General features: G+C 67.8%; 14 protein-coding genes. 9 read left to right on the forward strand and 5 right to left on the reverse strand.

Annotated features, from left to right (window positions below):
• Positions 1–5: 5 nt before the first annotated feature.
• The 3 genes from AC07WC_RS10600 to AC07WC_RS10610 are packed head-to-tail and all read right to left on the reverse strand — an operon-like array spanning position 6 to position 2814.
• On the reverse strand, positions 6–665 hold the full coding sequence (locus AC07WC_RS10600) for a hypothetical protein (RefSeq protein WP_495209967.1): 660 nt from the start codon (positions 663–665) through the stop codon (positions 6–8).
• A gap of 10 nt (positions 666–675) precedes the next feature.
• Positions 676–1206 (reverse strand): RNA polymerase sigma factor, encoded by a 531-nt coding sequence (locus AC07WC_RS10605; protein WP_495209968.1) that lies wholly within the window; start codon positions 1204–1206, stop codon positions 676–678.
• A gap of 45 nt (positions 1207–1251) precedes the next feature.
• Positions 1252–2814: a GGDEF domain-containing protein gene (locus AC07WC_RS10610; protein WP_495209969.1), complete on the reverse strand. Its 1563-nt coding sequence runs from the start codon at positions 2812–2814 to the stop codon at positions 1252–1254.
• 133 nt (positions 2815–2947) lie between these two features.
• Here AC07WC_RS10610 and AC07WC_RS10615 point away from each other — a divergent pair, with 133 nt between their 5' ends.
• From AC07WC_RS10615 to AC07WC_RS10635, 5 genes are all read left to right on the forward strand, one after another.
• Positions 2948–3586, forward strand: a complete 639-nt coding sequence (locus AC07WC_RS10615) for a Rossmann-fold NAD(P)-binding domain-containing protein (RefSeq protein WP_495209970.1) — start codon at positions 2948–2950, stop codon at positions 3584–3586.
• A gap of 71 nt (positions 3587–3657) precedes the next feature.
• On the forward strand, positions 3658–4536 hold the full coding sequence (locus AC07WC_RS10620) for a tryptophan 2,3-dioxygenase (RefSeq protein ID WP_495209971.1): 879 nt from the start codon (positions 3658–3660) through the stop codon (positions 4534–4536).
• Positions 4537–4779: 243 nt separating this feature from the next.
• Entirely contained in the window at positions 4780–6282 is a 1503-nt protein-coding gene (locus tag AC07WC_RS10625; RefSeq protein ID WP_495209972.1) for a peptide MFS transporter, read from the forward strand.
• Positions 6283–6290: 8 nt separating this feature from the next.
• Positions 6291–6911 carry a thioredoxin fold domain-containing protein gene (locus AC07WC_RS10630; protein WP_495209973.1) on the forward strand — a complete coding sequence of 207 codons (621 nt, stop codon included), beginning with the start codon at positions 6291–6293 and terminating at the stop codon, positions 6909–6911.
• A gap of 120 nt (positions 6912–7031) precedes the next feature.
• The gene (locus AC07WC_RS10635) at positions 7032–8174 is read left to right on the forward strand and encodes a hypothetical protein (RefSeq protein ID WP_495209974.1); all 1143 of its coding nucleotides are present in this window, start codon (positions 7032–7034) and stop codon (positions 8172–8174) included.
• A gap of 31 nt (positions 8175–8205) precedes the next feature.
• Here the strand turns inward: AC07WC_RS10635 and AC07WC_RS10640 are convergent, their stop codons facing one another.
• Positions 8206–8694 carry a MarR family winged helix-turn-helix transcriptional regulator gene (locus AC07WC_RS10640; RefSeq protein WP_088433561.1) on the reverse strand — a complete coding sequence of 163 codons (489 nt, stop codon included), beginning with the start codon at positions 8692–8694 and terminating at the stop codon, positions 8206–8208.
• A gap of 171 nt (positions 8695–8865) precedes the next feature.
• Between AC07WC_RS10640 and hppD the strand changes: the two genes are divergently transcribed.
• Both hppD and hmgA read left to right on the forward strand, forming a co-directional pair.
• Entirely contained in the window at positions 8866–9936 is a 1071-nt protein-coding gene (gene hppD, locus AC07WC_RS10645) for a 4-hydroxyphenylpyruvate dioxygenase (protein WP_495210146.1), read from the forward strand.
• A 119-nt stretch (positions 9937–10055) separates the two neighbouring features.
• A complete protein-coding gene (gene hmgA, locus AC07WC_RS10650; protein ID WP_495209975.1) occupies positions 10056–11357 on the forward strand; it encodes a homogentisate 1,2-dioxygenase in 1302 nt (433 codons plus the stop codon).
• 6 nt (positions 11358–11363) lie between these two features.
• Here the strand turns inward: hmgA and AC07WC_RS10655 are convergent, their stop codons facing one another.
• Positions 11364–11900 carry a hypothetical protein gene (locus AC07WC_RS10655; RefSeq protein ID WP_495209976.1) on the reverse strand — a complete coding sequence of 179 codons (537 nt, stop codon included), beginning with the start codon at positions 11898–11900 and terminating at the stop codon, positions 11364–11366.
• 129 nt (positions 11901–12029) lie between these two features.
• On the opposite strand from AC07WC_RS10655, the gene AC07WC_RS10660 reads away from it, so the two are divergent.
• Together AC07WC_RS10660 and AC07WC_RS10665 are read left to right on the forward strand one after the other, a co-directional pair.
• The gene (locus AC07WC_RS10660; RefSeq protein ID WP_495209977.1) at positions 12030–12638 is read left to right on the forward strand and encodes a hypothetical protein; all 609 of its coding nucleotides are present in this window, start codon (positions 12030–12032) and stop codon (positions 12636–12638) included.
• A 100-nt stretch (positions 12639–12738) separates the two neighbouring features.
• Positions 12739–13695, forward strand: a complete 957-nt coding sequence (locus AC07WC_RS10665; RefSeq protein ID WP_495209978.1) for a sodium:calcium antiporter — start codon at positions 12739–12741, stop codon at positions 13693–13695.
• Positions 13696–13741: the final 46 nt, after the last annotated feature.

Raw genomic sequence — 13741 nt, forward strand, 5'->3', positions numbered from 1 at the left:
GCGCGTCAGGCCGGCTCCCAGCCGCGCAGGGCCTCCAGCTCGGCGCGGGCGCGGGCCAGCCGGCGGCCGGACAGCGCATCGATCGCCCGCTGCAGCCACGGCGAGCCCGGTGCGCGCTGGACCCAGCGACGCGCAAGAATCAACGCGGCCAGCATGGCCAGCGTCCCTGCGGCCAGCGAGGCCAGCAGCCACGGCGCCGCGAAGGCGCCCAGATCCACGCCCCAGGCCTGCCAGGCCACCAGCACCGGTACCGCCAGCCACAGCCAGCACCAGGGCAGGCCGAGCAGCAGTTCGGTCAGTGCGGTGTGCCGGCGCAGCGCGGCCAGCTGTCGCGATTGCTCGACCACGGTCTGCGTCGGCTGCAACTGCCGGCGGCGATGCAGCCGGGTGATGCTGGCGATGATCACCGCGATGCAGTACGCATGCAGCGCCAGCGCACTGAGCATCACCGCCAGCGGTGGCTGCTGCCACCATTGGCTGCCGCAGTAGACCGCCAACGCCAGCCAGGCCACCAGTTGCAGTCCCTGCCACAGGCTGAAGAGGCCGAGCTGGCGTTGAACGCTGCGTTGCCGATGGCTGCGCCACGCCTCCAGCGCGAAGGTTTCCTGCGCATCGGTGGGGGTGCCGACGCTGTTCCACAGGTGCTTGAGTTCATCCGGTTGCATGGCGGGGCTCTCAGTCGGTGGGGTTCAGGCGCGTACGCAGCTGCTGGCGCAGGCGGTGCAGGCGGGTGGAGACGTTGGCGACGCTGATGCCCAGCACCTCGGCGATCTGCCGGTGGTCGTGATCGTCCAGGTGCAGCAGCATCAGGGCGCGGTCCAGCGGCGGCAGCGCATGGATGGCGACCTCCAGCTGGTGCAGGGCGTGGCGCTGCTCGGGCGGCGCGCGCTCGTTGGTGGTGACGGCAGGCAGCGCGTCGTCCAGCGGCGCGTGGTGGCGCTGCCGATGCTGCTGGCGGCGCCATTGCGAGATCGCCACGTTGAGCGCCAGCCGGTACAGCCAGGTGGAAAAGCGGGCCCTTGCCGGGTCGAAATCCTCGAACGCCGCCCACGCCTGCACGCTGATCTCCTGGACCAGATCGAGCCGATCCTCGGGGTGGCGGCAATAGCCGCGCGCCACCTTCAGCACGATGCCGCGGTGCTGCTCCAGCAGCGCGGCGAAGTGCGGGCGCAGATCGATGTCGGTACCGGGCCGTGTCATGTCCATACCCGGGTGATTCGCGCCACTGCGCGGAATATCACAGGCGCGGGCTCAGCGCGGCGGCTCGGCCGCCAGGACGCGGTTCTTGCCGACCCGCTTGGCCGCATACAGCGAGGCATCGGCGCGCCGCAGCAGCGCCTCGGCTGGCTCGCCCGGTTGCCACTGCGCCAGCCCGGCACTGAAATGCACCGGCACGCGCTGTTCGTCCAGCGGCAGCGGCCGCTGCGCCAACGAGCGCTGCAACCGCAGCAGGGTGGACATACTGTCCGCCGCCGGCGTTTCCGGCAGCAGCAGGACGAACTCATCGCCACCCAGCCGGGCGATGGCATCGCTGCTGCGCAGGTGCAGCTGGCAGACACCCACCAGGTGGCGAAGGACCGCATCGCCACCGGCATGGCCGTGCAGGGTATTGGTCTGGTGGAAATCGTCCAGATCCAGCAGGGCCAGCGCCAAGGGATGGCCGTGGCGGGCGGCGCGCGACAGTTCGCGTTCCAGCAGCTCGTCCAGACCGCGGCGGTTGAGCGCGCCGGTCAGCGGATCGGTGCGGATCAACCCGGCCACCTCGCGCAGCTCCTGCTCCAGTTCGGCGATGCGCTGTTCGGCCTGTTCCACTTCGCGGCGCGCATTGCCCAGGTGATCGCGCGCCTGCAGGGCCTGATCCTGCACGCGCCCGGTGTCCTGCAGCACGTCCTGCAGCAGCTGGTTGAGGTCGGCGATGCTGCGGGCTTCCTTCAGGGCCAGCGCGTAGCTGCTGATCCGGTCATGGTATTCGCCGGTGCTCACGGCCATGCCGTCCAGGCGTTCGATGAAGCCACCCATGACGTTCTTCATCGCCGCCTTGGATTCGACGATGCCCTGCTTGAGCAGCCCTTGCTTGTAGATCACCTCGCGCAGGTTGGCGCGCGCCTGTTCGACCGAATCGCGGTCCAGCGGGCCGCCGATCAGCGAGCGCACCGCGTGGACCTGGCCGTGCAGCCAGCTGCTGTCATCGAGCAGCTCGCTGATATTGTCCAACAGCAGATCGAACAGACTCAGCAGCAGCTCCTGCTGCTCCTGCCAGCCATCGCTGCGCACGCCGATCTGGTGCGAGAGCTCGCGCAGGCGCTGTTCGATCGGCTGCAGCGGCTGGCCCGGATGCCAGTGGCGCAGTTCACCGGCCAGCTGCACCGGCTCCTCGCGCAGCTCGGGCATGTTCTGCAGCAGGCTGGCCACGGTCACCCCGACGGTATGCCGCAGCAGCTCGCGCAGGCGCAGGCTGTCGGGCTGGCCGTCGGGCGTTTCCTGCTCGATGGTGCGGATGTACTTGTCGATCAGCTGGCGCATCGCGCGGCCGTAGCTGACCCAGTCGGCGCTGCGCTGCGCCGACTGCAGGCGCAGGCCCATGTCGCCCAGTTCGCCGGGCAGGGTGGACATGCCATTGGCGAACGCGGCCAGCAGCGGCTCGGGCGCATCGATGCCGGCGAACAGCCGCTGCAGCATCGCGCTGCTGCCGCCTTTGGGCCCGGGGGCCGGTTCGCCGGCGGCGTCCACCCCGGTGCCCACGCTCTGCCGCCGCGACAGCAGCCGCCCGACGGCGGTGCCGGGGCTGGGGGGAGCGTCGTGCGGGTCCGTCATGCGGCAGATCCTTGCAGGGCACGGCCGGAGGCCGGCGCGGTGGAGAGGTGGGAACAGTATCGGCGCAGCGGGGCCGGCCTTGAACCGGTCATGCATGGCAGGATGGTAAGCACGGCGACGGCAGGAGAATGCGATGAAGGTGATGCTGGTGGGTGCGACCGGACTGGTCGGTGGTCATGTGCTGCGGCAACTGCTGGACGACCCGCGTTGCGATGCGGTGATCGCCCCGACCCGCCGCGCGCTGGATACCACGGATGCGGCGCTGCTCAATCCGGTGGTGGATTTCGCGCAGCTGCCGGCCGAGGCCGATTGGTGGGCGGTGGATGCGGTGATCTGTGCGCTTGGCACCACGATCAAGCAGGCCGGCAGCCAGGAGGCGTTCGCACGGGTCGACCATGATTTTCCGCTGGCCGTGGCGCGGCTCGCACGCGCGCATGGCGCGCATGCCTTCGCGCTGAACTCGGCGATGGGCGCCGACCCGGGCTCGCGGATCTTCTACAACCAGGTCAAAGGCCGGCTGGAGCAGGACCTGCGGGCACTGGACTATCCGTCGCTCACCCTGGTCCGCCCCGGCCTGATCGGGGGTGAGCGTGCCGAACGGCGCACCGGCGAACATCTGGCCAGCGTGGTGCTGGGCGTGCTCGCCCCGGTCCTGCCGCGCGCGTGGCGGATCAATCCGGCCGAGACCATCGCTGCCGCACTGGTCGAGGCGGCGTTGGTGCCGACGCCCGGCGTCAGGATCGTAGGCTCGGCCGATCTGGTGGAGCGCTGAGCCGCTGACGGCCGGCTGCGCGGCAACCCGGTCACTGCGCTACCCTTTCAGCCCCTTTAGTGGTCCCCGCCATGTCCGTCGACAAGAACCAACGCGATCTCGAAGCTGGTATCCACACCGATCTGGAGGGGCGGCTGACCTACGGCGGCTATCTGCGCCTGGACCAGCTGCTGTCGGCGCAGCAGCCGCTGTCCAACCCGCCGCACCATGATGAGATGCTGTTCATCATCCAGCACCAGACCTCCGAATTGTGGCTGAAGCTGCTGGCGCACGAGCTGCGCGCGGCGATCGGGTTCCTGCAGCGCGACGAGGTCTGGCAATGCCGCAAGGTGCTGGCGCGCAGCAAGCAGGTGCTGCGCCAGCTGACCGAGCAGTGGTCGGTGCTGGAAACCCTGACCCCCTCGGAGTACATGGGCTTCCGTGACGTGCTCGGTCCGTCCTCGGGCTTCCAGTCGCTGCAGTACCGCTACATCGAATTCCTGCTGGGCAACAAGAACGCGCAGATGCTGCAGGTGTTCTCGCATGACCCGGCCGGCCAGGCCCAGCTGCAGGAAGTACTGCACGCGCCCAGCCTGTACGAGGAATTCCTGCGCTACCTGGCCCGCTTCGGCCATCCGGTCCCGGCCGGCTACCAGGGCCGCGACTGGCAGCAGCCACACGTGGCCGATGATGCGCTGCACCCGGTGTTCGAGCGGATCTACCAGAACACCGACCGCTTCTGGCGCGAGTACTCGCTGTGCGAAGACCTGGTCGATCTGGAGACGGCGTTCCAGTTGTGGCGCTTCCGTCACATGCGCACCGTGATGCGGGTGATCGGTTTCAAGCGCGGCACCGGCGGCTCCAGCGGGGTCGGCTTCCTGCGCCAGGCGCTGGAGCTGACCTTCTTCCCGGAGCTGTTCCAGGTGCGCACCACGATCCGCAACGACGACCCGATGCCGCCGGACGCGTAATCGGGCAGCGGTCGCAATAAGCCTATTCATATTTGCCCCGTCCATCCGCCGTACGGTGCGGCAGGCCCCGCCGTTGCTGCGCTGCCGGTCCCGGGCCGGCAGTTGCAGATGCAAGTTCAGCGACCGTGCCGCCAGCTGCACACATTGGCGTGTATTTGACGTGAACGTGGTTGGTCTGGGATTCTCCCGCGCTGCCTTCGCACATCGGACGTGCATGTCTTCCACCGAACCCAGGAATCCCGCATGAGCGTAGACGCCGCCGCGAAATCCGTTCCCGATCCGGCGTTGCCGGAGTTCAAGACCACGCTGGGCCATCCGCGCCCGTTGTGGATGCTGTTCATGACCGAATTCTGGGAACGCTTTGCGTTCTACGGCATCCGTTGGGCGCTGGTGCTGTACATCGTCGCGCAGTTCTTCGACGGTGATTCGGCCGGCCAGGCCGCGGCCAGCCGGACCTACGGCGCCTATCTGGCGCTGGTCTACGCCGCGGCCATCTTCGGTGGCTACGTCGCCGACCGGGTACTGGGCTATCAGCGCTCGATCCTGACCGGTGCGGTGATCATGGCCGCCGGCCTGTTCATGGTCGCCATGCCGAACAAAGAAGTGTTCGAGCTGGGCCTGGCCACGATCATCATCGGCAACGGCCTGTTCAAGCCCAACATCTCGACCATGGTCGGCAAGCTGTACGGCCTGAAGGATGAGCGCCGCGACTCGGGCTTCACGATCTTCTACATGGGCATCAACATCGGCGCGATGATCGCCCCGGTGCTGACCCAGTACCTGGCCGAGCGCGTGTTCGGCACCCAGGCGATGCCGTCCTACAAGATGGTCTTCATCGCCTCGGGCATCGGCATGCTGATCAGCCTGGCCTGGTTCTATGTCGGCCGTGCCGGCCTGAAGGGCATCGGCGCTCCGCCGGCGGGTGCCGAAGGCTTCGGCCGCATCGTGATGGTGTTCGTCGGTGCGATCATCGCCATTCCGGTCGCCTACTTCCTGCTCTCCACCGGCGCCACCGCGCTGGCCTGGATCCTGGGTGTGATGTTCATCGCACTGGGCATCCTGCTGCTGGTCGAAGGCATCCGTGAAGGCAAGGTCCAGCGCGACCGCGTGATCGCGATGCTGATCATCTTCACCTTCAACGTGATGTTCTGGATGTTCTTCGAACAGGCCGGCAGCTCGTTCACCTTCCTGGCCGACAACATCGTCAACCGCAACCTGGGCGGCTGGGAATTCCCGACCGCGTGGTTCCAGTCGGTCAACTCGGTGGCGATCATCACCCTGGCCCCGATCATCGCCTGGATCTGGATCAAGCTGGGCCGCGCCAACCCGTCGATCCCGCGCAAGTTCGGCCTGGGCCTGCTGTTCAACGGCGCGGCCTTCGCGCTGCTGATGGTGGCCCTGTCGAGCATGGTCGTGGACGGCAAGATTCCGTTCTGGACGCTGTTCATGGTCTACGTCATCCAGTCCGTCGGTGAGCTGTGCCTGTCGCCGATCGGTCTGTCCATGGTGACCAAGCTGGCCCCGGTGCGCCTGGTCGGCTTCGGCATGGGTGGCTGGTTCCTGTCCACCGGCATCGGCAACAACCTGTCGGGCATCTTCGCCGGCGTGGTCAGTGGCGAAGGCGGCATGACCGTGGAATCGGCGCTGAAGGGCTATACCTTCGGCTTCTGGGCGTTGATTGGCTCCGGCGTGGTCCTGTTCCTGGTCGCGCCGCTGATCAACAAGCTGATGCACGGCGTCAAGTGAGGTCTGCGATGCGCATGAAAGCTGCGGGAATGTCGATGATCGTGGCCGGCCTGCTGGCCGCCTGTTCGCCCTCGTCGGCACCCACCGCAGCGCCTGCGCAGCCGCTGGATACCACCGAACAGCAAGCCCCGGTCGCCGATCCCGGCGTACCGGTGGCCTCGGGCAACACCCCGGCCGCGGCGGACATCGCCGCGATCGCGGCGCTGAACGCCCAGTTCGATCCGGCCCGCGATCCGGTCGCCGACCTGGCCACGGCCAAGGTCGAGGCCAAGGTCGAGGCCCAGCGTGGCGGCAAGCGGATCATCCTGGACGTGGGCGGTGAGTGGTGCCCGTGGTGCCATCTGATGGACGGGTTCATCGAGGGTGATGCGGAGATCCGCAGCTTCCGCGATGCGAACTACGTCTGGATGAAGGTCAACTACAGCGAAGACAACGAGAACGTGGCCTTCCTGTCGCAGTTCCCGCCAGTGAAGGGCTATCCGCACCTGTTCGTGCTCGACGCCGACGGCAAGCTGCTGCACTCGCAGTTCACCGGCGAGCTGGAAGCCGACAAGGGGCAGAAGAAGGGCTACGACCGTGGCCGCTTCTTCGCCTTCATGAAGCAATGGGCGCCGCCGAAGGCGCCGTGATCGAAGAGGCCGCGGATTCCGCGGCCTTTTTTTTGCCCTCAATTTGTGCGCTGCCCTGCCGCTACCCCCAAGGACCTCATGCCGCGCTGTTCGTGGCGGACAACCGACGGAATTCGACGCATGCAGCCGGGCACCAGTGACAGCACCACCGATGTTTCCCTTGATGCGCCGACCGGCGTGAGCCTGCCGCCGGTCGACGTGCTGCTGGATGACCAGACCGCACCGGATGCGCTCGATGGCGAAGGCGGGACCCCGGCGCCGGGGTCGATCCGCTACCGCCTGCCGATGGTGTCCGTGCCCGACAACGTGCTGCTCAAGGCCGCGGTGCAGAAGCTGGTGGAGCAGAAGGTGCAGCTGGATGCGCTGGCACGCCAGGGCAGCCTGCCCGGGCTGATTCCGGTCGAGTGGCAGGGCAGCGGCATCCGTGGCGTGGACCTGCAGGGTTTCGTGCTGAGCGTGGTGCCGTTCCTGCAGAACGCCGGCAAGGACGAAACCGCCCCGGCGCGCCTGCCGCTCAAACACGTGCTGGGCGATGCCGGCCGCTGGGACCAGCATGACGTGGAAGAACCCAAATCACTGGGGTTCTTCCTGGCCAGCGATGATCGCGCCAGCGCCGGCGCCAAGGATCCTGCCGAGGCCTACCTGGTCGGCGCGCTCGGCCTGGCCTGGGCGCACGAAGGACGCACCCGCCCGGGCTTCCTGCGCGCGATGGGCTACGACAGCATGGCCGCGCGCGTGCACCTGCTGCCGTATCCGGCGGCGGCCCAGCTGGCGCTGTACAGCGTCACCGCGCACGGGGTGACGCAGATCTGGTGCGTGCTGGACCGTCGCAACGTGCGCCCGCTGCTGGCGCCGTGGATCAGCGTGCCGCTGCTGACCGCCTATGGCGTCAACGCGCCGCAGACCTGGCCGACCAGCTTCCCGGCGGTCGACGAGGTGGCCGCGATGCTGGCCGCCGCGCGGGGTGGCAAGGGGCCGGTCGAAGCGGACCTGGGCAAGGTGGCGGCCAAGGTTGCCCAGGACGCCTCCGGCGAAGCCTGGATGCCGGTCAGCCTGCTCCAGGTCGGCACGTGGTCACCGCGCTGGCGTTACTTCATGGCCACCTTCATCGGGTTGCCATCGCTGCTGCTGGTGGTGGCCGCGCTGGCCCTGCCGGGGGCGATCGAAGCGGCCGCCGTGGCGGCTTCGCTGGGCTTTGCCGGCGGCGCCATCGGCGCGCTGGCCGCGCCCTGGGTGCATGCGCGGCGCAAACACCTGAGTTGAGGCGCGCGGGCCAACGACCCGCGCGCGCCGGTTACTCGTCCATCCGCTGCAGGCCTTCCCCGGCCAAGCGCAGGATCAGCGTCTCCAGCATCTGTTCTTCGTCCTCGCTGAGCACGGACATCAGCTTGCGGGTGATGTCGATCACCAGCGGGGCGATGGTCTCGTACACCTCGAAACCGGCGGCCGACAACGCCAGCACCGAGCGGCGGCGGTCGTCGCCATGGGTTTCACGCTTGATGAAGCCCCGTTCGAGCAGTCTGGCCACGGCGCGGCTGACCGCGACCTTGTCCATTGCGGTGCGGTCGGACACTTCGCTGGCCGACGAGCCCGGATACAGCGCCAGGACCGTGATCACCCGCCACTCGGGGATCGCCAGGCCATAACGGTCCCCGTACAGCTTGGCGATGTTGCCGCTGACGCGGTTGGACAGAACGCTCAGCCGGTAGGGCAGGAACTGCTCCAGATCGAGCAGGGCGTGCGAGGCGCGGATGCTGTGACTGCTGGGATCGGGCGGGCTCATGCTGCGGTGCACCTTGATGGTGGTTTCATGTGAAACTATAACCTACGTTCCGGACTCCGCATTCTCGCGGGTCTGCCTTCCTACCGCACCTGGTTTTTCCGATGCGGACTGCTTTGGAGCCACAGCATGACCAGCCAAACGAGCACCGCGTCCTTCGCACCCGATCCGGGCATGCAGGTCACCACCTTCGAAAACCCGATGGGCATCGATGGTTTCGAGTTCGTCGAGTTCGCCGCCCCGGCCGGCCGTGGCGCGGAACTGCACGACTATTTCCGCAAGATGGGCTTCACCGCCGTGCTGCGCCACAAGCAGCGCGCGATCACGGTCTATCGCCAGGGCGACGTGAATTTCCTGGTCAACGAAGAGCCGGACTCGTTCGCTTCGGATTTCGCCGAGAAGCACGGCCCGTGCGCCTGTGGTTTCGCGATCCGCTTCAAGAAGCCGGGCGATGAGGTCTACCAGATGGCCCTGGGCAACGGCGCCGAAGCGATCGACTTCAAGCCGGAAACCCGCGCCGTCGCGGCCCCGATCATCAAGGGCATCGGCGACTGCATGTTGTACCTGGTCGACCGTTACGGTGCCAACGGCAGCATGTTCGATACCGATTACGCGCCGATCGAGGGCGTCGACCAGCGCCCGAAGGGCTTCGGGCTGACCTTCATCGACCACCTGACCCACAACCTGTACTTCGGCAACATGCAGCAGTGGTCGGATTACTACGAGCGCCTGTTCAACTTCCGCGAGATCCGCTACTTCGACATCAAGGGCCTCAAGACCGGCCTGGTGTCCAAGGCGATGACCGCGCCGGACGGCATCGTGCGCATCCCGCTCAACGAATCGTCCGATCCGAAGAGCCAGATCAACGAATACCTCGACGCGTACAAGGGCGAGGGCATCCAGCACATCGCCTGCTTCACCGAGAACATCTACGACACCGTCGAAGCGATGCGTGCCCAGGGCGTGGACTTCCTGGATACCCCGGACACGTACTTCGACGTGATCGACATGCGCGTGCCCAACCACGGTGAAGACGTGGCCCGGCTGGCGAAGAACAAGATCCTGATCGATGCCGATCCGGAGACCAAGCAGCGCAAGCTGCTGCAGATCTTCACCACCAACTGCATCGGCCCGATCTTCTTCGAGATCATCCAGCGCAAGGGCAACGAAGGCTTCGGCGAAGGCAACTTCACCGCGCTGTTCGAAAGCATCGAGCGCGACCAGATGAAGCGCGGCGTGCTGTAAGACGCGTGCTGTAACCCACCGGCAGCTGCCGGGGTTACGCTGCGACGACGGCATCCGCGTCCGTGCGGATGCCGTCGGCTGTATTCCCTTGCCATCCACGCCTCTGGCGGAGCAGGACCATGAACAACCCGATGTCATCGCGCGGCTATCAGACCGGTTTCGGCAACGAGTTCGCCACCGAGGCGGTACCCGGTGCGCTGCCGGTGGGGCAGAACTCCCCGCAGCGTGTCGCCCATGGCCTGTACGCCGAACAGCTGTCCGGCACCGCGTTCACCGCGCCGCGCGGCAGCAACCGTCGCAGCTGGGTGTACCGCATCCGCCCGGCGGTGACCCACGGCGAGTTCACTCCCTTCGCCCAGCCACACCTGCGCGGTGACGTCGCCCAAGGCGCGGTCTCACCCAACCAGCTGCGCTGGGATCCGTTGCCGCTGCCAACCACGCCCACCGATTTCATCGAGGGGCTGTACACGATGGGGGGCAACGGCTCGCCCGACGCCCACCATGGCGTGGGCATCCACCTGTATGCCGCCAACCGCGACATGCAGGGCCGCTATTTCTACAACGCCGATGGCGAGCTGCTGATCGTCCCGCAGCTCGGCCGCCTGCGCCTGCTCACCGAGCTGGGCGTGATCGAGATCGAACCGCAGCAGATCGGGGTGATTCCGCGTGGCGTGCGCTTCCGTGTCGAACTGCCCGATGGCGACGCCCGCGGCTATATCTGCGAGAACTTCGGCGCGCTGTTGAAGCTGCCGGACCTGGGCCCGATCGGGTCCAATGGCCTGGCCAATCCGCGCGACTTCGAAACCCCGCATGCCGCGTTCGAGCACATCGACGGCGCGTTCGAACTGATCGCCAAGTTCGAGGGCCAGCTGTGGCGCGCGGATATCGATCATTCGCCACTGGACGTGGTCGCCTGGCACGGCAACTACGCGCCGTACCGCTATGATCTGCGCCGCTTCAACACGATCGGTTCGATCAGCCACGACCATCCCGATCCCTCGATCTTCCTGGTGCTGCATTCGCCCAGTGACACCCCAGGGACCAGCAACATGGATTTCGCGATCTTCCCGCCGCGTTGGCTGGTCGCGCAGAACACGTTCCGCCCGCCGTGGTTCCACCGCAACATCGCCAGCGAGTTCATGGGCCTGATCCACGGCGCCTACGACGCGAAGGCCGAAGGCTTCGTGCCCGGCGGCGCCTCGCTGCACAACTGCATGAGCGGCCACGGCCCGGACGCGGCGACCTTCGAGAAGGCGTCCGCTGCTGACCTGAGCAAGCCGGACGTGATCAAGGACACCATGGCCTTCATGTTCGAAACCCGCGGCGTGATCCGCCCGACCGCCCAGGCGATGGACGCGGCGCACCGCCAGCGTGGGTACCAGCAGTGCTGGCAGGGGCTGAAGGCGAATTTCTCGGGGTAGGCAGTCTCAAACCGCCGCGATCTGGAGCCTCTCGGCATGCGCCGTCGGCAGCACCTCCAGCAACCGCTGCCGCACCCGTTCGGCATAGCCGGTGGAGGTCAGGTCCGGCAGTGCCTCCAGCGCGGCGTGCAGCGCCGCCATGACCGCGTCGTCGCTGCGGGCCTGCTGCAGGGTGTGGAACAGCGCTGCCGCGCGCGGATGTCGCTGCAGTTCCAGGATGTCCAGCAGATAGATCCGGGCGGCGACCAGCGAGCGGCGGCGTTCGGTCACCGGCGCGGGCGCCGGCGCCACGGTGGGCATCACGCCGGGCACGAGTGTGGCAGGCGCGACAACGACCGCCTCCGCGACCGCACTCGATACCAGATACCCGCTCTGGATCAGCTGGATCACCATCGCCGGGGTTTCCGGCCCCACCAGCTGGCCCAGCTGGACCAGGTCACGCTGGCCATCGCACAGGATCAACAGCCGGCGCTGGCGCATGTCCAGTGGGGCACGGTGGGCCTGCAGCGCGGTGCGGGCGAGATCGGTCTTCTGCGGTTGCATGGGGGCGGGTCGATGCGGTGCAGGCCGAGCCTGAACGCGGCAGGTGAAACGCGGATGACAGCGACAGCCTGCATCCCGCCCACACAGCGTTCGCGCTAGGCTGCGCCCATTCACCGGGAGGATGCAGGCATGAAACAGCTGGGAAGCATGATCGCACTGGGTATGGTGCTGGCCTTGGCCGCGTGCGAGCGCACGCCGGAAACCCCGTCGGGCGATGCCGAGGCGGCCGTGCCGGCACCGGCGGCGGACACCGCGCCGGCAGCGCCTGGCACGGCGGCACCGGGCACGGATACGCAGGGGCCGGCACGCCTGGATGGCTACGGCCCGGTGGCGCTGGGCAGCGCGCTGGACGAGCTCAGGGCGGCCTGGAAGGAACCGCTGCAGGGGGACGTCGCTGACGACTACTGCCATGCGCTGCGGCCCGAAGGCGCGCAGGCCGAGGACGTGATCTTCATGATCGAAGGCAAGCGACTGGTGCGCTACGACGTGCGCAACGACCGCATCGTCGCCCCCGGCGGCGGCAAGGTCGGCATGTCACTGGGCCAGCTGCAGACGCTGTACCCGGACCGCGGCGACCTGACCCCGCACAAGTACGATCCGCAGGGCCACAACCTGCGCGTGCGCCCGGCCACCGAAGGCGGCGCGCTGGTCAACTTCGAGATCAATGGCGATGGCAACGTGACCGCCTGGCGCGTCGGCAAGACCCCGCAGGTGGACTACGTGGAAGGCTGTTCCTGAGCCACCGGTACCGCCCCGGTCGCATCGACGGGGCGGGCCTTCACTGTTCGGGCCGGGCTGGCCCTAGAATCGGCCCAGATCTGTCACCGGGGAGCACCAGATGATCGCTGCCACTGTTTGGTTCGTGCTGGGGCTGGTGCTGTTGGCACTGGGCGGTGATTCCATCGTCCGGGCCGCATCGGGCCTGGCCCAGCGCTTGGGCGCCTCACCGTTCGTGGCCGGGCTGCTGCTGGTGGCCTTCGGCACCTCGCTGCCGGAACTGGTGGTCAATGCCCGCGCCTTCGTGGTCGGTGCTGAAGAACTCGCCCTGGGCAACGCGGTGGGCAGCAACATCGTCAATGTCGGCCTGACCCTGGGCCTGGCGGCGCTGGCCGCGCCGCTGCTGGTGCGTGCGCGGCTGCTCTCGCCGCTGCTGGTGTGCCTGGCGGGCGCCAGCGCGCTGCTGATTCTGTTCGGTCTGGATGGTGTGATCGCACGCTGGGAAGGGGCCGTGCTGCTGCTCGCCTTCGTCGGCCTGCTGGTGTTCCTGCTGCGCCGCGCGCGGCTGGAAGTCGAGCCGGTGCGTGAGGGCATCGCCGGCTACGCCATGACTCGCACGGGACTGTTCCTCAACCTCCTGCGGCTGCTGTTCGCGGGTGTGTGCCTCTATTTCGGCGCGCGCTGGATCGTGCAGGCCGCGCCGGTGTTTGGCGCCGGGCTGGGCTGGTCACCGTTGCTGGTCGGCCTGCTGCCGGTGGCGATCGGCACCGCATTGCCCGAAGTGGTTGCAGCGATCGCGGCGGCACGCCGTGGCCAGGGCGACATGGTGCTGGGCCACGTGATCGGCTCGAGCCTGTTCAACCTGCTGGTGGTGGTCGGCGGCATGGCCGCGCTGCGCCCGTTGGCGCTGCCCGAATCGTTCGTCAAACTCGAGCTGCCGGCGGCGATCGCCTTCGTGCTCGTGCTCTACCCGATGCTGCGCGGTGACCTGACCATCAGCCGGCGCGAAGGCGCGGTGCTGGTGGTGGCGTTCGTCGGTTGGGCGGCGCTGGAGCTGGCGTTGATCTGGGGCGGCTGACCGTCGCAGGACGCAGCGCCGACCGTGGGTCGGCTGCCCTCCGGTA

The sequence above is a fragment of the Stenotrophomonas sp. GW821-FHT01H02A genome (genome assembly GCF_059422145.1).